Origin of the sequence: Embleya sp. NBC_00888, assembly GCF_045207655.1 — a bacterium.
Classification (GTDB): domain Bacteria; phylum Actinomycetota; class Actinomycetes; order Streptomycetales; family Streptomycetaceae; genus Embleya.
On sequence record NZ_CP108785.1, the window covers coordinates 2,092,910 to 2,115,552 of the forward strand.

The window sequence follows — 22,643 nt, forward strand, 5'->3', positions numbered from 1 at the left end:
CCTTGGGCGCTAGGCTGATCACCATCGATTAAGGCATACCCGAATCCTCAGAGGTGGCGGTGTCGGCGAAGCTGGCGTTCTCGGCGGGTGATCTGGCCCGGATGCGGTTCGCCGTCTCGCCGATGTGGGAGGTCGGCCCCAGCTTCCGGCTGCTGAGCTCCGGCGCCGCCCATGCGATCCACCGGCCCTGGATCGAGCAGGTCCGCCCTCGCGTGGCGGCCGCCGGGTTGGACCGGGGCCGGCTCGCCGAGCTGATTCCGCCGTCGGGCTACGTGCCCGACTTCCTCAACCCGGCGCCCACCGGGCCGACCTCCACCCTGGCGGCGGAACTGGCCGAGATCGTGTCCACTCCCGACGCCTCGGTACGCCGCGACCTCGATCGGCTGCGCCACGAGCGCGGCGGGCTGGGCCCCAGAACCGAGGCCCTGTACGCCGATCCGCGTGCCCGGCTGGCCCGGGTCGCGGAGGAGATCGAGGCCTATTGGGAATTGGCGCTCGCGCCCTACTGGGCGCGGATCCGGGCGGTGCTCGAGGCCGATGTCTTCCACCGGGCCCGGCAGGTCGCCGAACGCGGGGCCGGTCGGCTCCTCAACGAGCTGCACCCGTCGGTCAGTTGGGACGACGACACATTGCGGCTGGGTCGGCGGGAGCGGGCGTTGTCCCGGCGGACGGCGGGTGCGGGACTGCTGTTGATCCCGTCGGTGTTCACCGGACCGGATCCGTTCACCCGGGTCACCCCGCCCGAGCCACCGCAACTGGCCTATCCGGCCCGGGGCATCGGCGGGTTGTGGACCCCACGTCCGGTCACCGGCACCGAGGCCCTGGCCGCCGTCCTGGGCCGCTCGCGCACCCTGTTGCTGAGCGAACTGGACACTCCGGCCTCGACCACCGAACTGGCCCACCGAACCGGCCTCTCCGCGGCGGCGGTGTCCCAACAGTTGACCGCACTGCGCGACGCGGGCCTGGTCACCGCACACCGGGCCGGCCGCGTGGTCCTGTACGCCCGCACATCGATCGCCGAGTCCGTCCTGACCGCCGCACCCCGATAACCGACCGCTACCGTTCGTGCTCGTCGTCCGCGTCGCCGCGCGGCCAGACCGCGATCGCGATCAGGACCGCCGCCCAGATCCCCAGCGGCACGATCGGCCAGTATGCGATCAGCTCGCCCTTGAGCACGCAGCGTGTTCCCCACACACCGGTGAGGATCACCGCGCCGCCCAGCCAGTAGCGCCACTCCTGGAGCCACTCGCGCAGGTCCCGGCGATCCCGCTCCGCCCGCGTGGCCGCGACCGTGGCCTCGGGCGGTCGCCCGGCGGGCAAGTCCGCGGTGAGTTCGGCCAGTTCACCGAGCATGGAGGCGGTCGCGGCGCGCGTCGCGCGCTCGTCGTACTCGCTCCGGTCCAGTCGACCCTCGGCGTAGCCGGTGGCGAGCCGGGCCAGTGTGGTGTCGCGATCGTGATCCGACGCGCGCATGGCGTGATCGAGTCGAGCATCCACGACAATCTCCTTCCGGGTGGACACCGAGCCTTTAGAATACAGTCGTATCCGAAACTTGTCAGGGGGGATCGATGCCCAAGATCGTGGACCGCGACGCGCAACGGCGGGCGATCGGGGCCGCGCTGCTGGAGTTGGTGTCCCGCAACGGCCTCGACGAGGTCAGTGTGCGTACCGTGGCCGCCGCCGCCGGGCGCTCCGCCGGCGCGGTCCAGAAGTACTTCCGCACCAAGGACGAAATGCTGGGCTTCGCCGCCGAGTTGGCCGGCGAGGCGGTGGAGCGGCGGTGGGCCGAGGTGGATCCCACCGGGCCGCCGCACGAGGTGTTGCGCCGCCTGGTGCTGACCACCCTCCCGTTGGACGCCGCCCGGCACGCCGAGGCGACCGTGCGCTTCGCCTTCGTCACTCGAGCCGTCCACCACCCCGGCCTGGCCGCGACCCAGCGCGAGATCGACACCGACATCCGCGCGGCGCTGGCCGACTGGCTCGGTTCCGCCGCGTTGCCCGCGCACGGCCGGGACGAGTGCGAACACATCGCCGACGCGGTCATCGCGTTGTCCGACGGCCTGGCCATGCGCATGCTCTACACGCCGGACGCGGAGGCCGAACTGCTCCCCGCCCTGGACATCGCCCTGCGCGCCCTGCTCGGCGACCACTGATCGCCGATCCCACCCGCATGGTGACCGGCACCACCGGAATCGTGCGCCCGAAGGGTGGCCGAATCCCGGATTTTGTGCGCCGAGTCCTGCGTGCGAGAGTGGTTCACGGAGCCTGAACCGGCTCCCGGACGAGGCACGCCGTACCCGGTTGAGACAAGACGGTGTCAGGGAGCGTGCCTGTCATGGCTTGGATCGTCCTGATCATCTCCGGTGTCCTGGAAGCCGTCTGGGCGACGGCACTCGGCAAGTCCGCCGGATTCAGCAAACTCTTCCCGACCGTAGTGTTCGGCGTCGGCCTGACCGCGAGCATGGCGGGCTTGGCGTACGCCCTACGCGAACTGCCGGTCGGCACCGGCTACGCGGTGTGGGTGGGCATCGGCGCGGTGTTGACCGTCACCTACGCGATGCTCTTCGACGGCGAGGCGTTCTCCGTCGTCAAGGTCCTGTTGCTGGCCGGCATCGTCGGCAGCGTGATCGGCCTGAAGGTCCTGCACTAGCCGAATCCGGCACCGGTGGGTCGGGCCTCGCACAGGCGAGACCCGACCCACCGGCTGTCCCGGTGTCCCGGTCAGTCGAGCCGCAACTCACCCATCGCGCTCCACCCGTTCGCGTCCGGGATCACCGTGCTCACGATCTCCGGCGTGTGCCGGATCAGCGGACGGATCTGCTCCAGGGCCGCCTTGAAGTGGTCGGAGTTCACGTGCGCCGCGGCCGCGTCGTCGCGGAACGCCTCGACCAACACGTACGTGTTCGGGTCCTCGACGCTGCGCGACCACTCGAACCACAGGTTGCCCGGCTCACCCCGGGTGGCCCGGGTGAACGCCTCGACGTGCTGCGGCCACTCGTCGGCGTGCTCGGGCTTCACCGGAAACTTCACCACGATGAAAATCATTGGGTAACTGTAGGTCATCGCACCTGCGCACAGGGGCGTACCCGGCCGTCCCCGGCGGCGACCCGCGGAACGCGTCGCGAACGGCCGACCCACTCGGCCGCACCGACCCGCGCGGCCGTACCGGCGCTCACCGGTCGACCGCCGGCACCGACACCGGGACCGCGACGAGCCGGCCGGTGCGCGGGCCCTCCGTCGCGTCGGCCATGCCGCGCCATTCGGTGGCGACGACGAACAGGGTCCTTCCATCGGGCCCGCCGAGAGCGCACGAGAAGCAACCCCGGTCCAGCTCGACCGTACGCAGCACCTCGCCCCCTTCCCGAACCCGCACACACCGCTCGTTGGGCACGTCCGCGTACCAGACCGCACCCTCGGCATCGACGCAGATCCCGTCCGGAACGCCGTCGCCGAGGTCGGCCCACACCCGGCGATTCGACAACCCGCCGTCGATCGCGATGTCGAACGCGGTGAGGCGGTTGCCGTACGACTCGGCGACGATCAGCGTCGAGCCGTCCGGGGTCACCGCCATGCCGTTGGGAAAGGCGACGTCGTCGGCCACCCGCCGGACCGATCCGTTCGCGGCGATCACCGCGATGAACCCGGGCCGGAACGCCTGCCCCGCCGCCAGGTCGAAGCCGATCCCGTTGACGTACGCGTTGCCCCGTCCGTCCACCACGATCTCGTTGAAACCGTCCCCGACCGAACCCAGATCGGCGTACTCGACCAGGGACCCGTCCGCCTCGAGGGTCACCACGCGTGCCTCGCTGGACGAGACGATCAGCAGCCGCCCGTCCGGCAGCCGGTCGATGCACATCGGCATCGACGGAAACGGCACCCGCACCACCACCTCGCCCACGCCGTCGGGCGCGACCGCGAGCACCTCCTGGGCACCCCAGTCGGAGAACCACAACCGGCCCTCGAACCACCGCGCCGACTCACCGAAGGCGATGTTCTCCCACAGGACGGTCCACTCGGACATGCGTCACGACTCCTTGGTCGACCCGAGGCGGGCCGCCGTCGGTGTCGACGGCGAATACCCGCTTCTCCCGAAGTAGACCCCGGCGCGCCCGAGAACTCATCGCCGACGGGAAGCGCCCCTGCGCGTCGTACCCGAAGCCCACCTCCGGGAAGGCCGCCGAGGGCCCGTCGAAGAGCCTGCCGCCGCGACCGCGCAGGCCGTCAGGCCAGGCGCTTGGCGAAGATGTACTCGGTGCTGCCCGGCGGGTAGTCCGGCACCGTGCCGACGAGTTCGTAGCCCTGTTTCCGGTAGAACTCCGGCGCCTGGAACTCCCAGGTCTCCAACCGCACATGCCGGCAGTCGCGCTCGGTCAGCGCGGTCTTCTCGGCCCGGGCCAGCAGTTCCCCGCCGAGCCCGGTGCCCCGCCGGGTGGGATCGACCCACAGGAGGTCCACGTGCAGCCAGTAGGCCCACGTGTATCCGGCCAAACCGCCGATGATCGTGCCGTCGTCGTCGAGGGCGAACAGGTGCAATGCCACCTCGTCCTCGGCATCGGTGCCCTGGAGCCTCGCCAAGTGCGGCGATGCCGCGACATTGCTGTCGCCGAGCTGCTGCCCGAGCCAGGCCCGGCGGTCCGCGTCCACATTCGCTTCGAACTGCACCACGCACTCACCCTAGCCCGACGCGCGGCCCACGACGACAGTGCGCGCCCGACGGCGTCGCGTGCGCACGCGCCGCACCGCAACACGCCCACCCCGCCCGGCACATGGCCGCCGGACGGCGGCCCCGCAACGGAGCCGCCGACCGAACGCACCCTCGGCGGCCGTCCACCGCGTACCAGACCGCCGTGTCGCCCGGCAGGATCCCGCCCCCGGGCAACGCGCCGCCGGCCGGCAACACCGCGCCGTACTCGGGCAGCCGGACCGGCTCCGCGCCCAGGTTCACCGCGCACACCAGCGCGTCGCCGCGCCCGAACACCAACGTGCCCTCGGGCGAATCGAGCCGGCGCAGTTCGGCCCCCTCGCCCAGCGCCGGGTGTTCGCGGCGCAGCGCCGGCGCGGACCGGTACAACGACAGCGTCGAGGTCGGGTCGTCCCACTGCGCCTCGACGCTCAGCTCACGCCACTCGCGAGGTTGCGGCAACCACGCGGCCGCGCCGGCCGGGGCGCCGAATCCGTACGGCGCCCGCTCGCCCGACCAGGGCAGCGGCACCCGGCAACCGTCCCTGCCTCGCTCGGTGTGTCCGGACCGCTCCCAGCGCGGGTCCTGGAGCACCTCGTCGGGCAGATCGAGCACCTCGGGCAGGCCCAGTTCCTCACCCTGGTCCACGTACACCGAGCCGGGCGGTGCCGGCGTCAGGAGCGCGGCGGCCCTGGCCCGGCGCAGGCCGGTCGCACCGCCGCCGTAGCGCGTCACGTGCCGGTGCACGTAGTGGTTGGACAGCACCCACGTGGCGGGCGCGAGGTCGGGTTGCTCGGGGGCGAACAGGTGCAGATACCAGTCACCGTCCGGCAGCCGCGTCCAGGCTCGCCCACCGAATACCGACTGCCATTCGTTGGGCGGGAGTTCGCCGCTCTTGCCGCGTCCGGTCCGGAAGTGGTACCGCTCCCGCGCGGCCGAGCCGGGGCCGGCCGCCGGCGCCTGACGAACCACTCGTGCGCCTCCGACGTGTGGTTGGGTACCACGTCGACGATCACCCGCAGCCCGTGCGCGTGCGCGTCGCGCAACAGCGCCTCGGCGTCCTGCAACGTCCCGAACAGCGGGTCCACGGACCGGCAATCGGCCACGTCGTGGCCGTGATCGGCCTGCGGAGAGGCATAGAACGGGGTGAGCCACACCGCGTCCACCCCCAACGCGCTCGGATAGCGCAGCCGGCTGCGGACCCCGGGCAGGTCGCCGATCACCAGGCTCGCGATCACGAAGTCGTTGAGCGTCGCGACGAAGGACCGCAGGGCCACCACGGCCGGCACCGGTGCCACCAGCGGCAGCACGATCCGGAAGAACACCTGCGCGTGGGATGCCCCGTCGATCCGCGCGGCCTCGTCCAGGTCGCGCGGCACGGTGTCGAAGAAGCCCTTCATCAGATAGGTGTTCACGCCCAGGGCGCCGCCGAGGTAGATCATCCCGACTGCCCAGGCCGATCGCCGGGAACACGTCGTCGAACCCGGACAGCAGCAGGAACAGCGCGACGTAGGCGAGCAGTTGCGGGAACATCTGGACCAGCAGCAGCGTGCTCAACCCGGCCTTGCGTCCGCGGAAGCGGAATCGGGAGAACGCGTAGCCCGCGCACGCGCCCAGGAACACCGACCCGATCGCGGTGGCCAGGCCCACCGCCATCGAGTTGACGAACCACTTGCCGAACGGGTGCAGCGGATCGTCGAACAACTCCCGGTAGTGCGTCCCGGTGGTGTCCGAGAACAGCTCGTTGGACCCGGTCGGCGTCCCGCTCGGATTCAGCGACGCGGACAGCACGAAGACCAGCGGGAAGACCGCGACCAGCACCGCGAGGACGCCGATCAGGTGCCGCCATCCGGTGCGGGCGAACCAGCGGATCATGTCTGCTCCTCGAACGCGCGGCTGCGACGCAGGCCGATGACGGAGATCGCGGCGACCACCACGAAGATCAGGATCGAGACGGCGCAGGCCAGGCCGTACTGGCGGTTGCTGCCGCCGAAGGCGAGCTTGTACACGAGCGAGATCAGCAGGTCGGTGAAGCCGACCTCGATCGGGGCGTCGGGGTCCTTGGGGCCGCCGCCGGTGAGCATGTGGATGACGTTGAAGTTGTTGAAGTTGAAGGCGAAGGTGGCGATCAGCATCGGCGTGACCGCGGTCAGCAGCAGGGGCAGCTTGATGTGCCGCAACACCTGCCGCCCGGCGCCGTCGATCCGCGCCGCCTCGGTGACCTCGGCCGGGATCGCCTGGAGCGCTCCGGTACAGATCAGGAACATGTACGGGAAGCTGATCCACACGTTGACCGCGAGCACGCTCAGTCGGGCCGGCCACGGGTCGGTGAGCCACGGTATGTGCGCGCCGTCGAGCAGCGACACGTTCACGTAGCCGTAGTCGGTGTTGAGCATGCCCTGCCACACCAACGCGGCCAGGAACGCCGGGAAGGCGTAGGGCAACATGATCAACGAGCGGTAGATCCGGTGCCCGCGCAGGCGCTTCCCGTCCAGGATCGTGGCGAGCACCAGGCCGACCCCGAACGGCACCACGACCGACACGGCGGCGAAGAGGAACGTCCACACCAGCACGCCCAGGAACGGGCCGCGGATGTCGCGGTCGGTGAGGATGCGTTCGAAGTTGTCCAGGCCGACGAAGACCTTCCAGCCCGGACTGAGCCGGGTGCCGTCCGGCGCCGCGAACACGCCGTCGGAGGTGGGTCGGTACACGATGCCCGTGGCCCGGTCGGTGATCGTGTCCGCGCCCCGGTCGTAGGCGAGGGTCGAGCGATAGGCGCCCGCGCTGATCCCGTCCGCGGTGCGCAGGCTGCCGCTGTTCGGGTCGTCCGCCACCGGCACCCGCAAGTTCGCTGATCTCCCGCTGTCGGCCCGCGATCTGGCTGTACGTCAGCGGGTGCCACCCGGGTGCGGCCACCGCGCGGCCGCCCGCGTCGAGCACCGGTTGCGCGACCGGCTCCAGCGGGTGTCCCGCCCAGCCCAGGCGTACGCTCCGGTCGGGCAGGGTCACCAGCAGGCCGACCCGGTCGCCGCGGGCGACGACCGAGGCGGGTCGCACGGGCGAGTCGGGCACGCGGGTCTCGCTGTGCGCGAGGATCGCCGCGGGTCGCTCCAGGCGGGTACGTGCAGCCGGATGTGCCGGTCGCCGTCGTGATGGAAGGGATCGCGGATCGCGGTGCCGTCCTCGTGCAGGCCGTCGCAGCGCCGGCCGCGCCCGACCGCGCCGTTCAGTCCGACTCCGCGCGGCAGCCGCCAACCGCCGTGGTACGTACCGGCGGCCACCCGCGTGGTGACCAGGCCGGAGAAGTACACGGTCTCCTCGGGAGGCAGGTCGGACGTGGTCAGGATGACCTCCAGGAGCGCGTCCGCGTCGCCCTCGACCACCTCGACCTCGCCGTGCGCGGTGTGCCCCTGGGCCACCGCGGTGAGTTCGACCACGCCGGGCCGGCTCGGGGCCACCCGGGCAGGGCCGAGCGGCCGCAGCAACTCGGCCGGCGTCCAGGTCGTCTCGGCGCCGAGCACCGAGTACACGCAGCCGTCGGCGCGTGTGCCCACCGGCGCCACGCTCGCCTGCTCCTGCCCGGTGGCGAGCACGACCCGCTCGGGCAGCCGCAGGTCCACCAGCGGCGAGTCGGCGTCGCCGAACAGGTGCAGCAGCGCGCTGCCGATCCGCTCGGCCCACGCGCTCTCGTGGTGCGGCGCCCAGGGGTCCTCACGAAAGCGCACCTCGCGATCCGGCGCGTAGCCGAGGTCGGTGACCAGGTGCTCCACCAGGTCGCGGGTGTGCCGGACGGTGATCAGGCCCTCCATGCCGCCGATGTCGATCCAGATCCGGGCCGGGCCGCGCGTGCTCTGCCGCCGGTGGACCGGTGTCTCGTCGAGGGTGACCGGGTCGACGAAGACCAGGAACGGCGAGAGCACGCCCGCCAGGCCGAACACGTCCGGGCGGCGGAAGGCCAGGTGGTAGCTGACCAGGGCGCCCATCGACGAGCCGAGCACGGCGGTCGCGGCCGGGTCCTCGGTGACCGCGTAGCGGCGTTCCGCCGTGGCCGGGCCCTCGAGGCCCGGCCGCGGCGGATCACGTCAGGAGCCCCGCACGCGGCCCAGCGTGTGGAGCATGTATCGATCCCGGTCGTAGGGATCGGGCCCGGTCCGGGCCCGGATCGGGATCGGATGGCCGGTGAAGGCGCGATAACCCTCGAACTCACTGACCAGGACCCCCTCCCCCCGGGTCGACTCGGGCAGCCGCCGGGTGACCCCGTGCAGCTCGGCGGCCGGGATCGTGCCCCGTACCAGGCAGCGGTCGCCCCGCGTGGACTGCTCCTCGGGCACCGCCCGCGCACCCGCCAGCAGCGCCGAGACCGCCCCGACGCACGTCGCGGGTGCCTCCAGCTCGAACCGGTGCGTCGGCTCGAACACCCGCGTGCCGGCGCGTTCGAGCGCTTCGCCGACGACCAGCGGTGTGACGTTCCGGAAGTCGCCCGCCGCGCTGAGCGGGCCGGCGAAACCGGTCCGGGTCAGCGTCACCGCGCAGTCCAGCACCTCCCAGCCGCGGACACCCTGGCGCAGCGTGCCGTGTACGGATTCCTCGATCGCCCGATGGAAGGCGAGCGGCAGCCCACCCAACTGCACCCCCAGCCGAAAGACGATCCCGGCCCCGGGGTCCGCCGGTTCGACCCGCAGACCCACGGTCGCCCAGAAGAAGTTCACCCCGTCACCGGTGATCTCCTGCACCGCCTCGCCGACCCCGACCGGCTTCTCGAAGTACAGCGGGCGCGACTCCTCGAACACGACCCGGAGGTCGTACGTGTCGGCGAGCGTCGCGGCGATCACCTCCTTCTGCACCTCGCCGTACAGGCGCACCGAGATCGCCCCGGTCGCCTCGTCGCCGCGCACGTCGATCATCGGATCCTGCTCGGCGATCCGCAGCAACGCGGCGTAGAGCGCGGGCCGTTGCGCCGGCCTCGACGGCGTCACCTCCGATTCGAGGGTGGGCGGGGCGAACAGGCCCCGGGTGGGCAGCCCGTCCGCGGCCCCCAGATGGTCGCCGACCCGTACCTCCGCCAGGCCCCGGACCTTGGCGATGGTGCCCGCGGTCGCGTCCGCGTCCCGCAGCCGGGTGCCCTCGTCGAACACCTGGACCGCCGACGTGCGCCCGCTCGACTCGATCACGCCGCCGCCGTGGTCGCGCCGAAAGAAGGCGACCGCCGCACGCGGGCGCAGCGTGCCGGTCCGGGTGCGGACGTAGGCGATCTTCTCCCCCGCGCGACCCCGCTCGATCTTGAGCACCACCGCGCGCAAGGGTTGCTCGGCCGCCTCCTCGCCGACCCTGGGCAGGAGTTCGGCGATGCCCCGGACCAGGTGGTCGATTCCCTCGCCGGTGATCGCGGAGCCGAAGAACACCGGATACACCCGGGCGTGCTCGACATGGCGCGCGAGCGCGCGCCGAAAGTCGGCCTCGGTGAGGGTGACCCGGTCGTCCAGGTACGCGTCCACGAACGCGTCGTCGTGGTCGGCGAAGGCCTCCGCGAGCCGGGCCGCGAACCGCGCGTCCGTGCCGGCGAAGGCCGTGAATCGCGCGTCGGGGGTGCCCGCGTCGGCGACCGATCCCATCGCGACGCAGTTCGGGCCCAGTTCGGCGGCGATCTCGTCGAGCAGGTCGGCGTAGCGCGCCCCGCGGCGATCGATCTTGTTGACGAACACCAGCACGGGGATCCGGAGTCGGGCCAGCGAGCGGATCAATACCCGCGTTCGGGCCTGCACACCCTCGACCGCGGACACCACGAGTACGGCGCCGTCGAGTACCCGCAGCGCGCGTTCGACCTCGGCGACGAAGTCGGAGTGGCCCGGGGTGTCGATCACGTTGACCCGGAGGTCGCCGATCCGAAACGCCACCACGGCGGACTGGATGGTGATGCCGCGCTTGCGTTCGAGGGCCAGCGAGTCGGTCTGCGTGCTTCCCTCGTCGACGCTGCCGATCCGGGTGATCACACCCGCGTCGAACAGCAGGCGTTCGGTCAGGCTGGTCTTGCCGGCGTCAACATGCGCGACGATCCCGATGTTCAAGTGGTTCATGACGGCCAGTGGCTCCCGCAGCGGATGAGTTGATCGGACGAACTCCGTTGAGACCGCTGGTCTTTCCGCGCATGAGGGGTGCCCTTTCCAGGTTGATTCGGTGCCTTGGGTTGCGCCCCGACCCTAACATCGCGGGTCGAATCCGCCCGGTCTCCACTCCGTGGTCGGACGGCACCTCTCGGCGGCACCGGCTTCCGCCCGTCCTCCGCTCCACCTTCCGTTCCCGGCCCCGCGCCCTGTCCGGCGCTCCATCCCGTCCCCCACCCCGTTGCAGATCCCGTTGCAGCTCGCGTTGCAGCTCGCGTTGTGGATTCCGTTGCAGCTCGCGTTGCAGCTCGCGTTGCAGGAGTCGTCCGCCGCTCACGCGCGAGGCGGCCTCGGGTACCCGAAAACGCCCGCGAGGATCGCCGAACAGGCCGCCTGCCGGAGGCTCGCCACGGCGCCGGTCCGCGAGGTCTGCGCCGGCCGGCACCGACTACGGCCCGCGCACCCCGCGAGCGGTCACCACCCTCGACCACGTCGGCTCGCGAACCGCCCCGGCCCGAACGGATTCACCGCCGCTGAGAACATCGACCCGGACGCCGCTTCACCCGAAACCCGCACCCGGAACCCGGACCCGGACCCGGAACCCGCGCCCGCACCACGCCGATCCGGCCCGGAGGCCGGCGGCTCACCCCGTGGCCCGCTCCCCGATCACGATCCGCGCGATCAACTCGCGGCGACTGGTCACCCCGGCCTTGCTGAACACGGCCTTCAGGTGGTCCTGGACGGTGTACGGCGTCATCGCCAGGGCGCGGGCGATCTCCTTGGTGTCGCAGCCGCGAACGGCCAGCAGCGCCACCTCCTGCTCGCGACCGGTCAACCCGTAGGCGGCCAGATACAGCGGCATCGTCTCGGCCGGCGAAGCCGGCGAGGCCACGACTCCGACGTGGCCGTCGGCGAGGCCGTCCAGCAGCGAGGCGTGCAGTACGAACCAGCGTCCGTCACGAGTGCGCACCCGGACCTTGGCCGACGAGACGGGCACTCCGGACGCGGCCAACCGGGCGTGCTCGGAGACCACCGCGAACGCCGTCGGCACCGAGAGCGCGCCGACCGCGTCGTCGGCGAGCTCGGCGAGCAGGCACTGCGCCCGCTCGTCGGCGGCCACCAGGCCGTTCCCGGGCCCGAGCACGACCATCGCGGGCGCCTGATCGCCCGACGCCGCCGGCGCGGTCGCCCGGTGGCACGCGCGCAGCGCGGTGCCGATGTGCCGGGCCGCGACGTCCGCCAAGTCCCGCTGCCGGCCCAGGTACGGACCACGATCCGCCGCCCGCATGAACGCCGCGCAGCCCCACATGCCGCCCTGCGTGTCGAAGACGGTGCGCATCTCGTCCCCGAAGCCGGCCGGCGCGATCTGTTCCCGGAAGCGAAGGCTGCGCTCGGGCCGGCCCCGGGTCGCCCGGTCCAGCGTCTCGGCCCGAAGCCCGCTGTGCCGGATCTTGGGGAAGGTGCTCACGTCGTCGTGCCAGACCTCCAACCGCACCGCGGCGTGGAAGCCCTCCAGGCTCAGATCGTCGCTCAGCACCGAGGTGACCAATCCGGTCGCCGGGTCGGCGGTATGCCAACACACCGCGTCGAACTCCAGTACGTCGCGCAGCAGTTCGTCGGACCGGCGAAAGATCGCGTCGGCCTCCAGGCCCGCCCCGGCCAGCTCACGCAGGCCCTCGATCGCCCGCCGCGCACTCACGCCCCGTAATGCCATGGCGCGAACGTAACACGCAGGCAACGACCGCGTCCGCAGAGCGACCATCGGGTGCGGACGTCGGGGGGCGCCACGCGGTCTCCCGCAAACCTCCCAGGGATCTGGGATATCGCCGTACCGATGACGATCGCGAGGATGTCCACACGTGTTCCGCGACACCGTGTTCGGCTTGGACCGGACCGCGCGCTTCCCCCGGGACGCCGAGCCGCCCTGTGGATCCCCGCCCCGGACCGGGATCCGCAGGGCCTTCGTCGTACGGCGACACCCCCGCGCCCGTGGCCCGGCCGCGGCATCGCCACGACCACGCTCGCCGCCATCCGCGACCCCCTGGGACGATCCTCGAGCGCCACGCGACCCGCGCGGCGGCATGGCCCACCCAGGCCCGGTCGGTCGACCCCGGCCACCGGGACGAGGAGTCGGAGGTCCCCCATCACTCGCGAACACACCACCCCCACCCCGCGTCGGGTGCGCATCCGCACGGTCGACACGACCGCACTGCCGATCTTCCTCTCCATGCTCGACCGCGCGGTGGCCTGGCTGGCCGCCTCCGGTCGCGAGGGCCAATGGGGCACCGAGCCGTGGTCCACCCGTCCCGAGGCCGTGCGGCGCGTGGAGAAGGTCCTGCGCCACGGCCACGCCCGACTGGCCGAGATCGACGGCGAACCGGCCGGCGGCTGCGTCGCCTCCGACACACCCTCCGAGTACATCCCGGCGGCCGACGAACCCGAGTGGTTCGTCAACCTCCTGGTCACCGATCGGCGCTTCTCCGGAGCGGGCGTCGGCGCCGCGCTGATCGAGGACGTACGCCGTGAGGCGACCCGTCGCGCCGTCGACCTGATCCGGGTCGACTGCTACGCGGGCGGCGACGGTGCGCTCGTCGAGCAGTACAAGGCGCTCGGCTTCAGTCCCCTGTCGCAATTCGCGGTCGCCCGCCCCGGACAGCCCTCCTGGCCCGGCCAGTTGCTCGGGCTGCGCCTGAACTCCCGGCAGCCGTAACGCTCCACGATCGCAACTCGCGATCCGCGACCGCGAACACACCCTGAGCGCGGGGGACGCCCCCCGCCCGGCCTCCCCCGCGCCCGGCTCGACCGCTCGCGCGACCGCGTGCCCGCCACTCGCGCAATCGGGCGCCCTGCCGCTCGCACGGCCGCCCGTGCGGCCGCCCGTGCGGCCGCTTGCGTAACCACCGATCGACGCTGCGCGACCCGTGGGCAAGTACCCGGACCCGTCCGGAAGTTACTCGCGAGTATGCCGTGACTTGTCACGCGATCACGCCTAGAACTTGTTCCCACTCCGTCCCAGAGTGAGGAACGTCACATGAGCGATTCCGCCATACACAGCAACAGTTCCAAGGGTTTCTCGCGCCGCACTTTCATTACTGGAACCGGTTCCATCCTCGGCGTCGCGGCCCTCGCCGGCCGCGCCGCTGCGGCCCAGCCGACGGCGGCCGCCTCCGCCGCCTCGATCCCCTCCGGGGCACACGTCCCGGCCCTGGTGATCGGCACCGGGTACGGCGGCTGTGTCGCCGCACTGCGTCTGGCCCAGGCGGGCGTCGACGTGCACATGATCGAGATGGGAATGTCCTGGGACACCCCCGGCCCGGACGGCAAGATCTTCGCCAACACCACTTCCCCCGACGCCCGTTCCTTCTGGCTCCGCACCAAGACCAAGCAACCGCTGAGCAACTTCCTCGGCTTCCCGATCGACCGGGACATCCCCAGGCACACCGGCATCCTGGACGCCGAGGAGTTCGCCGGCATCACCGTCTACCAGGGCCGAGGCGTCGGCGGCGGCTCGCTGGTCAACGGCGGCATGGCGGTGACCCCCAAGCGGGAGAACTTCGGCGCCATCCTGCCCTCGGTGAACGCCGACGAGATGTACAACACCTACTACCCGCGCGCCAACGCCGGTCTGGGCGTGGCCACCATCGACCCGGCCTGGTTCGACACCACCGCCTGCTACCAATACGCCCGGGTCGGCCGCAAGCACGCCCAGCGCTCCGGCTTCCCGTTCGTGTTCGTGCCCACCGTGTACGACTGGGACTACATGAAGCAGGAGGCCGCCGGCGTCGTCCCCAAGTCCGCGCTGGCCGGCGAGATCCTCTACGGCAACAACTACGGCAAGAAGTCCCTGCAGAAGACCTATCTCGCCCGGATCCGGGACACCGGCCGGGTCACCATCTCCTCGCTGCACAAGGTCACTTCGGTCTCCCCGGCGGCCGGCGGCGGCTACACCGTGGTGATCGACCAGATCGACACCGGCGGTGCCACCACAACCACCAAGACCGTCGTCGCCGACAAGGTCTTCTTCGCCGCGGGCAGTGTCGGCACCAGCAAGCTGCTGGTCCGGCTCAAGGCCACCGGAGCGCTGCCCGCCCTGAACGGCGAGATCGGCCAGGGCTGGGGCGACAACGGCAACGTCATGTGCGGCCGGGCCAACCACCTGTGGGATCCCACCGGTTCCCTCCAGTCCTCCATCCCCACCGGCGGCATCGACAACTGGAACGCCGGCGGCGCGTTCGCCGAGGTGGCCCCGCTGCCCACCGGCATCGAGACCTACGCCTCGTTCTACCTGTCGATCACCAAGAACCCGAACCGCGCCCGGTTCTCCTGGAACGCCGCGACGGGCAAGGTCGACCTGAACTGGCAGTCCTCCTGGAAGCAGCCGTCCATCGACATGGCCAAGACCATCTTCGACAAGATCAACGCGAAGGAGGGGACGATCTACCGGACCGACCTCTTCGGCACGTACAAGATCTGGGGCGACCACCTCACCTACCACCCGCTCGGCGGCGCGGTGTTGACCAAGGCCACCGACAACTACGGCCGGCTGCACGGCTATTCCGGGCTGTACGTGATCGACGGCGCGCTGATCCCCGGCAACACCAGCGTCAACCCGTTCGTCACCATCACCGCCCTCGCCGAACGCAACATCGAGAAGATCATCGCCACCGACCTGTGACGCCAACCTGACCGCGCGCGCCGGAAGCCCTCACCCCGGTGCGAGCACACTCCCGGGGCCGTCCGGACCACTCCGGCCGGCCCCGGACCACACACCGCGCGGCCGACGTCGCGGCGCACCGCGGCACGCGGCATCATGTGCGCGTGATCACCATTCATCTGAAGTACGAGATCGACGCCGACAAACTGGCGGACTTCGAGGAGTACGGCCGCCGCTGGGTCGGCCTGGTCAACCGCTTCGGCGGCACCCACCACGGCTACTTCCTGCCGAGCGAGGGCGACAGCGACATCGCCTACGCGCTCTTCTCCTTCCCCGGCTTCGCCGCCTACGAGCGGTACCGCATCGACAGCGCGACCGACCCCGACTGCCAGGCCGCGATCCGACTCGCCCGCGAGACCGGTTGCATCAAGCGCTACGAACGCCGCTTCCTGCGCCCACTCGACGACGGCTCCTGAGCCGGCGGTCGCGGCGTCGACCGACCACCGTCGAGAAGCTCCCGTGCCGCGCCGAGCCGGGCGTGGCATGCGGGCTCCGTGCCGCCGTACGGCGGCACGTCCGGGGATCGACGGCGCCCGATCGGCGATCAGTGCCGGTGGGACATCGTCGACTCGGAGACCAGCAACCGCAGCAACTCGTCCCGTCCCCCGCGCCGGAAGGCCTCCCGCTGCCGATCGGCCGCGGTCCCCTCCCGCATCAGCCGGTGCACCAGTGCGTCGACCTGACGGACGTCCCCAGTGTCCGCCAAGGCCGGGGTGACGTACTCGATCAACCGGCCGACCAGCTCACCGGCCTTGAGGCGGTGCGGCGTGTACGGGTCGACCAGCACGTCGGTCAGGCCGTGCCGCGCGGCGTACCACTGCGCCGCCGCGACGAGCTCGGGGGCGGGTCGAGGCGACGGCTGCCCGGCCGTCGCGTCCCGCAGCACGGTGGTCACCAGGGCCCGGACGATGCCCGCGAGCATCACCGCGTCGTCCACCCTGAGCTGCACGTCCATCGCCCGAACCTCGACCGTGGGATAGCGGTCGGAGAGCCGGATCTGCCAGTAGACCCGGGCCCGGTCGCGCAGCACGCCCGCGTTCAGCAGGTCGTCGATCCTGGCGTCGTAGTCGTTCGCGTCGACGAAGGCGGGCGGGACCCCACTGACCGACCAGCGGCCGAAGACGATGGTGCGCCAACTCGCGAAGCCGGTGTCGCCGCCCTCCCACAGCGGGGAGTTCGCGGACATCGCCACCAGCAGCGGCAGCCACGGGCGCAGCCGATTGAGCACGGTCACGCCCGCGTCCCGATCGGGGACCGCGACGTGGACGTGCATCCCGTTGATGAACATCTCGTCGACCAGGCGCGGGGCGTCCGAACGCAGCGATCGGTAGCGGATTCGGTCGGTGACCTCGGCCGGGGGGCCGGGGCCGAAGGGCGAGGACCCGGACGCGACCAGGAGGCATCCCGCTTCTTCGGCCGCGGCGGCCACCGAGTGACGCAGCCGCAGCAGGTGGCCGCCGACCTCGTCGAGGGTCTCGCACACCGGTGTGGCGACCTCGACCTGCATCTGCAACAACTCGGGCTGGATCTCGCCGCCGGCCACCGCCGGTTGCAGATCCGCCGCCGCCCGAACCGCCTCGGCCATCGGCACCGGCAGGCCGTCGACGGGATCCACGAGCAGGTACTCCTCCTCGACGCCGAGCGTGATCACGGCCGCCCCCCGACCACGACGGGCACGGCTCCGCGACCGAGCGCACGGCGTACGGGGGCCACCCGTTGCCCCGCGGTCGAGCACACCATCGTGGACTCCTTCCAACCGTGACCACCGACGAGGCACCGCCGCCGTCGGTCGAGCGGCGCCCACCCGCCGCCCCAGCTGCCGCATCCCCGCCGCGACGCGCGGACCCGCGACTCGCACGCCAAGGGCGCCGCAGGCGCGGCGCCCTTGGTCGGACCCGTGACTCAGACCGGCGTCCCCTCGTCGGCACAGTCGTCGGAGAGTTTCGCGACGGGGTTTATGGTCCGCTCGACCTCGCTCATGCACGGACCGCAGAACGTCTCCCGTCGCCGGGCGCCGTCCACATCCCGGCTGGGGGGCAACGTCACCCCGCACATCGCGACGTCCTCGCTCTCCATCGCGTGCCACACCACGCTTTGTGCGTCCTGGACCGCTCTCATCACGTGCATGTCCGCTCCCGTGTCGTGAGATCCATCGACCTCACCATGTAATCCGCTGTGGGCTCGGCCCGCACGCCCAGCGCTTCCCGGCCGAGGGGCGATCCGGGGCTCCGGGCACCCGATCAGGCACAATCCCGATCGACGGCTTGGGCCGTGCGGGTGAACGCCACCCGCGTTCCGTACGCCCGGCCCACTCTCGGTGACGCGCGACACGTATCGACGCGGGCACGCGGCGTGGAAGGCTCGCGCCGAGTGTTCGCGCGCTCCGGGGTCGGTGAAATTCCGAACCGGCGGTGACAGTCCGCGACCCGACCGCGGCCGGCGGCCGGTTGACCCGGTGAGACTCCGGGACCGACGGTGAGAGTCCGGATGGAAGGCAGTGCGCGGCGACACGTCGACCCCGTGATCGGGCCCTGCCCGGACGCGGGACGAACGTGCTCGCTCCCCCGGAACGGCGTCGGCGCACGGGGGAACGGGCCGTTGGCGGATTCCGAACCTCTCGTACGCCGTGGCCGTCCCCTGCGGCATGCGTCGAACGCCCGTCCGGGCTCGGCGCTCCGCGTCCCGGCCGGGACTCCCACCCACCCGCCGAGTCCCGGGCGACACGTGGGGAGCGGACCGGTCGGGCGGCGTCGATGTCGGGCCCGCGCGATCGTTGAGCGTGGGTCAACGAAGGCGCGGCGGATCGACGTTGATCGGGAGCGGTGCGCCGGTGGAGAGTTGAGGACATCGGCGGCGGCCCGGTCGGGATCGGTGACTGCCGCCCGCCCCCACCCGGTTCGAGCATCGGAGCAGCATGCCCTCCCCCACCCGCCGTCCGGACGGCCTCGAAGTACGCCTGGCGAGTCGTCCCGTGGGCGAACCCCGCGCGGAGGACTTCGAGTTCGCCCGGACCGAGGTTCGCGAGCCGGAAGCCGGCCAGGTCCTCGTGCGCAACACCTGGATGTCGGTGGATCCGTTCACCCGCGAATGGATGCACGCCGACGCGTACGTGCCGCCGTTCGTCGTCGGCGAGCCGCTCGCCGGCGGCGCCGTCGGCGAAGTGGTCGCCTCCCGCGCGGAGGACCTCCCGGTCGGCACGATCGTGTCGCACTTCGCCGGATGGCGCGAGTACGCCGTGCTGGGCGCCGACGCGGTCGCCGCGGTGGAGACGCACCTGGGCGCGCTGGGCAGTACCGGCCTGACCGCCTACGCGACGCTGACCCGGGTACTGCCGGTGCGGCCCGGCGACGTGGTCTACGTCTCGGCCGCCGCCGGCGCCACCGGCAGCGTCGCCGGACAACTGGCCCGCCGACTGGGCGCGGCCACGGTGATCGGCTCGACCGAGGGGGCGGAGAAGACCCGACTCCTCACCGAGGAGTTCGGCTTCGACGTCGGCATCGACCACACCCGGGGCCGACTGCGCGAGGACCTCGCCCGGGCAGCCCCCGACGGCGTCGACCTGACCGTGGAACTCGTCGGCGGCGCGCACCTGGAGGCCGCCATCGACGCCGCCCGGGTCGGCGGCCGGATCGCCGTGGTCGGAGCGATCTCCGGCTACAACGCCACCGGTCCGCTGCCCGGACCCACCAACATCTTCGCCACCGCCACCAAGGAGCTCACCCTGCGCGGCATGGCCGTCACCTCGTACTTCGGGCTCGCCGAGGAATGGACGAAGTTGGCCGCACCCCTCCTGGCCGACGGCACCCTGCGCACCCGGCACACCGCGCTCTCCGGCCTGCGGCGGGCCCCGGAGGCGCTGATCGCACTGCTGCGCGGCGAGAACATCGGCAAGATGCTGGTGCGGCTGGACCACTGACGCCGGCGCGGCCGCGCGTCGACCCGCGACGGCCCGGGGCGTGTCCGCGATTTCCCGCCGGGCGATCGCGGACACGCCCTGGCGACCGCCCGCCGAGCCCACCTGAGATCATGCTCGGGCCCTGCACGACGATCTGGACGAGGATCCGTGGAACGCTACGAAATCGAGGCTTTTCTCACCCTCGTCGAGGAATTGCACTTCGGCCGTGCCGCCGAGCGGCTGCGCATCTCCACCGGCCGGATGAGTCAGACCATCGCGAAGTTGGAACGCGGGATCGGCGCCCGGCTGTTCGAGCGCACCAGCCGCCGGGTCGCGCTCACCCCGCTCGGCTGCCGGTTCCACGACGACCTGCGGCCCGGCCACGAGCAGATCGAGCGGGCCGTGGGGAAGGCGATCATGGCCGCCCAAGGCTTCGACGGCCCGCTGCACGTCGGCTTCCTGGGCGCGGCCGGCGGCCGGTTCCTGTTGGAGGTGGTCCGTGCCTTCCGCGCGGAGCACCCGACCTCGGAGGTGGACCTCCAGGAGTTCCAGATGAACACCTCGATCGCCGGCCTGCGCGCGCACAACTCCGATCTGGTGCTGGTCACCCGCCCGTTCGCCGATCCCGATCTGGTGATCGGTCCCACCCTGTGGGCCGAGACCCGCTACCTGGCGCTCCCGCGCGAGCACCCGTTGGCCTCCCGCACCGAGATCGGACAGGAGGATCTGGCCGACGTCACGCTGTTGCGCATGCCGGCCAATTGCCCGCCCTCGGTCGCCGAGGACCGGGTCCCCTCCCGCACCCCCGCGGGCCGACCGATCGCCCACGGCCGGCCCGCCACCACCTTCCTGGAAGCACTCGCCCTGGTGGGCGCCGGCGAGGGCGCGTTCACGGTGGGCGACCAGGTGAACCGCTTCTACGTCCGTCCCGACGTCAGCTACGTCCGGATCGCCGACGCCCCGCCGATCGAATGGGGGTTGATCTGGCGCAAGGCCCACGAGACGGAACGGGTGCGCGCGTTCAACGACCGGGCCGTCGCGCTCAGCCGCACCCGTACCGCGTCATGACCCGGCGTCCTGCGCTCCCCGCTGCTCCGCCGCCCACTGCCCGGTGATCGGCACGTCCAGCACCGCCTTGCCCCGGACCCGGCGGGACAGCAGCGCGTCGGCGGCGAGTTCCGCCTGCTGCCACGGGCCCCGCCAGCCGATCTGCGGCCTGAGTCGACCCGATTCCAGCAACCCGAGCAGCACCGCGAGGTCGTCCGCGAAGGGCGTCGCGACGTTGAAGTTCTCCAGTCGGCCGCGCGCGGAGTTGGTGCCGGCCACCTCGAAGTCGATGGTGGTCGGCTGCCGGGCCGCCCGGCCGATCGCCTGCACCACCCCGTCCGCCTCCAGCCGGTAGAACGCCTCGGCCAGTTGCGGCCCGCCGACGTTGTCGAGCACGCCGTACACGGGAGCCGACAACGCGCCGGGCCCGAGCACGATCTCGGCCGCGCCCAACTCCTCCAGCCCTTCCGCCCGTTCGAGCGAGCCGACCGAGGCGATCACGTGCGCGCCGGCGAGCGCGGCGAGTTGTACGGCGAACCGGCCGACGCCGCCGGAGGCGCCGGTGACCAGGACCCGGCGGCCGAGCACCGAGCCCAGTCGGCGGACGGCCTGGAGCGCGGTGACGCCGGCGACCGGAAGGGCGGCGGCGACGCCCAGGTCGACCGCCTCGGGGACGACGGCCAGGTTCGTGGTGTCGGCGGCGCGCAGTTCGGCCCACGCGCCGTCCCAGCCGAAGGTGACCACGCGGGTGCCCACCTCGGGTCCGGAGCCGTCGGCCGCGGCGCGCGCGACGATCCCGGCGGCGTCCCAGCCGGGGACGTGTCCGGTCGGTTCGCCGCTCGGGCGATAGGCGATCTCACCGAAGTTGAGCGAGAAGACGGCGACCGCGACCAGTACCTGGTGCTCCCGCGGGCGCGGGTCCGGCGCGTCGGCCGCGTGCAGACCCCGCGGGCCGTGGATGAGTGCTCGCATGTGTGCTTCCCGTGTGCTTCCCGGTCGGTCCCCGGCGCACGGGGAGCGCGCGCCGGGGACGGGGTGGACGCCGATCACCGGTGGGTGTCGGCGAGGTGCGGTCAGTTGGCCGCGGCGACGGTGCCGCCGCCCCGGGCGGCCTCCAGCGTCGGGTAGTCGGTGTACCCGCGGTGGTCGCCGCCGTAGAAGGTGGCCTTGTCCGCGACGTTGTACGGCCCGCCCGCCCGGACCCGCGCGACCAGGTCGGGGTTGGCCAGCCACATCTCGGCCAGCGCGACGGCGTCGGCCACGCCGTCCGCCAGCGCCCCCGCGCCGATCTCGGGCGTGCCGGGGAAGGACTCGGGGGTCGGGTGCGCGCACAGGATCAGCACGCCCGGCCACGCGGCGCGGATCAGCCGGGTGACGTCGCGGGTGAGGATCTCGAAGACGTGCAGGTACGCCAACGGCGTCGGCGCGAGCGCGCGCACCAGTGCGGTGTACGACTCGGCGGGGTCGCTCTCGCTGATCCCGTTGAAGGTGATCCCGGGCGAGAGTCGCACGCCGACCCGCTCCGGCCCGATCGCCTCGGCGACCGCCGCGACCACCTCGACGGTGAGCCGGATGCGCCCCTCAACCGAGCCGCCGTATCCGTCGGTGCGCCGGTTGCACCCGTCGGCGAGGAACTGGTGGAGCAGGAACCCGTTGGCCGCGTGCAGTTCGACGCCGTCGAAGCCCGCGTCGATCGCGTTGCGCGCACCGCTCACGAAGTCCTCGACGACACCGCGGATGTCGTCGAGGGTCATCTCGCGCGGCGTCGGGTGGTCGAGCATGCCGTCGGGCGTGAACATCTGCTCGCCGGAGGCGATCGGGGACGGTCCGACCGGGTGCGCGCCGTCCGAGTACAGGCTCGGGTGCCCGATCCGGCCGCAGTGCACGAGTTGTGCGACGATCCGGCCGCTCTGGGCGTGCACCGCCTCGGTGACCGGTCGCCAGGCCGCGACCTGCTCGTCGGTGTGCAGCCCCGGGGTCAGCACGTACCCCTGCCCCAGTTCGCTGATCTGGGTCGCCTCGGTGATGATCAGTCCCGCCGACGCGCGCTGTGCGTAGTACTCGGCGGCGGCCGGGGAGATCACCCCCGCGTCGTTCGCGCGGTTGCGCGTCATCGGTGCCATCACCAGTCGATTGGGCAGTTCCAGTTTGCCGACGGTGAGGGGTTCGAAGAATCCGGGCATGATGAGGCTCCTGTGCGGAAGG

Annotated in this window: 19 protein-coding genes, 2 pseudogenes and 2 riboswitches; of the genes and pseudogenes, 8 read left to right on the forward strand and 13 right to left on the reverse strand. The window is 72.0% G+C overall.

What is annotated here, in order from left to right:
* The first annotated feature begins 59 nt into the window (after positions 1–59).
* Positions 60–1,049 (forward strand): DUF5937 family protein, encoded by a 990-nt coding sequence (locus OG948_RS43485; protein WP_331770512.1) that lies wholly within the window; start codon positions 60–62, stop codon positions 1,047–1,049.
* Between the two features lie 7 nt (positions 1,050–1,056).
* Here the strand turns inward: OG948_RS43485 and OG948_RS43490 are convergent, their stop codons facing one another.
* Entirely contained in the window at positions 1,057–1,497 is a 441-nt protein-coding gene (locus tag OG948_RS43490) for a DUF1707 domain-containing protein (protein ID WP_406300597.1), read from the reverse strand.
* Between the two features lie 71 nt (positions 1,498–1,568).
* Here OG948_RS43490 and OG948_RS43495 point away from each other — a divergent pair, with 71 nt between their 5' ends.
* Positions 1,569–2,153 carry a TetR family transcriptional regulator C-terminal domain-containing protein gene (locus OG948_RS43495; protein WP_331770513.1) on the forward strand — a complete coding sequence of 195 codons (585 nt, stop codon included), beginning with the start codon at positions 1,569–1,571 and terminating at the stop codon, positions 2,151–2,153.
* 105 nt (positions 2,154–2,258) lie between these two features.
* Positions 2,259–2,321, forward strand: a riboswitch (guanidine-III (ykkC-III) riboswitch).
* 14 nt (positions 2,322–2,335) lie between these two features.
* On the forward strand, positions 2,336–2,650 hold the full coding sequence (locus OG948_RS43500; protein WP_331770514.1) for a multidrug efflux SMR transporter: 315 nt from the start codon (positions 2,336–2,338) through the stop codon (positions 2,648–2,650).
* 71 nt (positions 2,651–2,721) lie between these two features.
* On the opposite strand, the gene OG948_RS43505 is transcribed toward OG948_RS43500, so the two are convergent.
* The 8 genes and pseudogenes from OG948_RS43505 to OG948_RS43540 all read right to left on the reverse strand — a co-directional run bounded on the left by OG948_RS43505 (position 2,722) and on the right by OG948_RS43540 (position 12,496).
* Complete coding sequence (locus OG948_RS43505; RefSeq protein ID WP_331770515.1) at positions 2,722–3,045, reverse strand: putative quinol monooxygenase; 324 nt, start codon at positions 3,043–3,045, stop codon at positions 2,722–2,724.
* Positions 3,046–3,172: 127 nt separating this feature from the next.
* Positions 3,173–4,021: an SMP-30/gluconolactonase/LRE family protein gene (locus OG948_RS43510; RefSeq protein ID WP_331770516.1), complete on the reverse strand. Its 849-nt coding sequence runs from the start codon at positions 4,019–4,021 to the stop codon at positions 3,173–3,175.
* A gap of 200 nt (positions 4,022–4,221) precedes the next feature.
* Positions 4,222–4,665, reverse strand: a complete 444-nt coding sequence (locus OG948_RS43515; RefSeq protein WP_406300598.1) for a GNAT family N-acetyltransferase — start codon at positions 4,663–4,665, stop codon at positions 4,222–4,224.
* Between the two features lie 163 nt (positions 4,666–4,828).
* A pseudogene (locus OG948_RS43520) lies at positions 4,829–6,123 on the reverse strand (alpha-amylase family glycosyl hydrolase); the annotation flags it as partial.
* A 429-nt stretch (positions 6,124–6,552) separates the two neighbouring features.
* Positions 6,553–7,521: an ABC transporter permease subunit gene (locus OG948_RS43525; RefSeq protein ID WP_331773499.1), complete on the reverse strand. Its 969-nt coding sequence runs from the start codon at positions 7,519–7,521 to the stop codon at positions 6,553–6,555.
* 165 nt (positions 7,522–7,686) lie between these two features.
* A pseudogene (locus tag OG948_RS43530) lies at positions 7,687–8,715 on the reverse strand (alpha/beta hydrolase-fold protein); the annotation flags it as partial.
* Between the two features lie 48 nt (positions 8,716–8,763).
* Complete coding sequence (locus tag OG948_RS43535; protein WP_331770517.1) at positions 8,764–10,755, reverse strand: translation factor GTPase family protein; 1,992 nt, start codon at positions 10,753–10,755, stop codon at positions 8,764–8,766.
* A 670-nt stretch (positions 10,756–11,425) separates the two neighbouring features.
* Positions 11,426–12,496 carry a LuxR C-terminal-related transcriptional regulator gene (locus OG948_RS43540; RefSeq protein WP_331770518.1) on the reverse strand — a complete coding sequence of 357 codons (1,071 nt, stop codon included), beginning with the start codon at positions 12,494–12,496 and terminating at the stop codon, positions 11,426–11,428.
* 465 nt (positions 12,497–12,961) lie between these two features.
* Between OG948_RS43540 and OG948_RS43545 the strand changes: the two genes are divergently transcribed.
* From OG948_RS43545 to OG948_RS43555, 3 genes are all read left to right on the forward strand, one after another.
* Positions 12,962–13,492: a GNAT family N-acetyltransferase gene (locus OG948_RS43545; RefSeq protein WP_331770519.1), complete on the forward strand. Its 531-nt coding sequence runs from the start codon at positions 12,962–12,964 to the stop codon at positions 13,490–13,492.
* A 321-nt stretch (positions 13,493–13,813) separates the two neighbouring features.
* The gene (locus OG948_RS43550; protein WP_331770520.1) at positions 13,814–15,457 is read left to right on the forward strand and encodes a GMC oxidoreductase; all 1,644 of its coding nucleotides are present in this window, start codon (positions 13,814–13,816) and stop codon (positions 15,455–15,457) included.
* 143 nt (positions 15,458–15,600) lie between these two features.
* The gene (locus tag OG948_RS43555) at positions 15,601–15,912 is read left to right on the forward strand and encodes an NIPSNAP family protein (RefSeq protein WP_331770521.1); all 312 of its coding nucleotides are present in this window, start codon (positions 15,601–15,603) and stop codon (positions 15,910–15,912) included.
* A gap of 128 nt (positions 15,913–16,040) precedes the next feature.
* On the opposite strand, the gene OG948_RS43560 is transcribed toward OG948_RS43555, so the two are convergent.
* Both OG948_RS43560 and OG948_RS43565 read right to left on the reverse strand, forming a co-directional pair.
* Complete coding sequence (locus OG948_RS43560) at positions 16,041–17,147, reverse strand: glutamate--cysteine ligase (protein WP_331770522.1); 1,107 nt, start codon at positions 17,145–17,147, stop codon at positions 16,041–16,043.
* Between the two features lie 251 nt (positions 17,148–17,398).
* Positions 17,399–17,623 carry a hypothetical protein gene (locus OG948_RS43565; RefSeq protein WP_331770523.1) on the reverse strand — a complete coding sequence of 75 codons (225 nt, stop codon included), beginning with the start codon at positions 17,621–17,623 and terminating at the stop codon, positions 17,399–17,401.
* Positions 17,624–17,870: 247 nt separating this feature from the next.
* Positions 17,871–18,001: riboswitch (FMN riboswitch) on the forward strand.
* 409 nt (positions 18,002–18,410) lie between these two features.
* On the opposite strand from OG948_RS43565, the gene OG948_RS43570 reads away from it, so the two are divergent.
* Together OG948_RS43570 and OG948_RS43575 are read left to right on the forward strand one after the other, a co-directional pair.
* A complete protein-coding gene (locus OG948_RS43570; protein ID WP_331770524.1) occupies positions 18,411–19,412 on the forward strand; it encodes an NADP-dependent oxidoreductase in 1,002 nt (333 codons plus the stop codon).
* A 147-nt stretch (positions 19,413–19,559) separates the two neighbouring features.
* Complete coding sequence (locus OG948_RS43575; RefSeq protein WP_331770525.1) at positions 19,560–20,459, forward strand: LysR family transcriptional regulator; 900 nt, start codon at positions 19,560–19,562, stop codon at positions 20,457–20,459.
* Here the strand turns inward: OG948_RS43575 and OG948_RS43580 are convergent.
* Both OG948_RS43580 and OG948_RS43585 read right to left on the reverse strand, forming a co-directional pair.
* The gene (locus tag OG948_RS43580; RefSeq protein WP_331770526.1) at positions 20,454–21,410 is read right to left on the reverse strand and encodes a zinc-binding dehydrogenase; all 957 of its coding nucleotides are present in this window, start codon (positions 21,408–21,410) and stop codon (positions 20,454–20,456) included. The genes OG948_RS43575 and OG948_RS43580 overlap by 6 nt on opposite strands.
* 101 nt (positions 21,411–21,511) lie before the next feature.
* Positions 21,512–22,621, reverse strand: a complete 1,110-nt coding sequence (locus tag OG948_RS43585; RefSeq protein WP_331770527.1) for an alkene reductase — start codon at positions 22,619–22,621, stop codon at positions 21,512–21,514.
* Positions 22,622–22,643: the final 22 nt, after the last annotated feature.

What these genes read in the sequence shown, in the direction of transcription:
- OG948_RS43495 (WP_331770513.1), top strand. Translation starts at nt 1,569, where the DNA reads ATGCCCAAGATCGTGGACCGCGACGCGCAACGGCGGGCGATCGGGGCC.
- OG948_RS43500 (WP_331770514.1), top strand. Translation starts at nt 2,336, where the DNA reads ATGGCTTGGATCGTCCTGATCATCTCCGGTGTCCTGGAAGCCGTCTGG.
- OG948_RS43505 (WP_331770515.1), bottom strand. Translation starts at nt 3,045, where the DNA reads ATGATTTTCATCGTGGTGAAGTTTCCGGTGAAGCCCGAGCACGCCGAC.
- OG948_RS43510 (WP_331770516.1), bottom strand. Translation starts at nt 4,021, where the DNA reads ATGTCCGAGTGGACCGTCCTGTGGGAGAACATCGCCTTCGGTGAGTCG.
- OG948_RS43535 (WP_331770517.1), bottom strand. Translation starts at nt 10,755, where the DNA reads ATGAACCACTTGAACATCGGGATCGTCGCGCATGTTGACGCCGGCAAG.
- OG948_RS43540 (WP_331770518.1), bottom strand. Translation starts at nt 12,496, where the DNA reads ATGGCATTACGGGGCGTGAGTGCGCGGCGGGCGATCGAGGGCCTGCGT.
- OG948_RS43550 (WP_331770520.1), top strand. Translation starts at nt 13,814, where the DNA reads ATGAGCGATTCCGCCATACACAGCAACAGTTCCAAGGGTTTCTCGCGC.
- OG948_RS43565 (WP_331770523.1), bottom strand. Translation starts at nt 17,623, where the DNA reads ATGCACGTGATGAGAGCGGTCCAGGACGCACAAAGCGTGGTGTGGCAC.
- OG948_RS43570 (WP_331770524.1), top strand. Translation starts at nt 18,411, where the DNA reads ATGCCCTCCCCCACCCGCCGTCCGGACGGCCTCGAAGTACGCCTGGCG.
- OG948_RS43580 (WP_331770526.1), bottom strand. Translation starts at nt 21,410, where the DNA reads ATGCGAGCACTCATCCACGGCCCGCGGGGTCTGCACGCGGCCGACGCG.
- OG948_RS43585 (WP_331770527.1), bottom strand. Translation starts at nt 22,621, where the DNA reads ATGCCCGGATTCTTCGAACCCCTCACCGTCGGCAAACTGGAACTGCCC.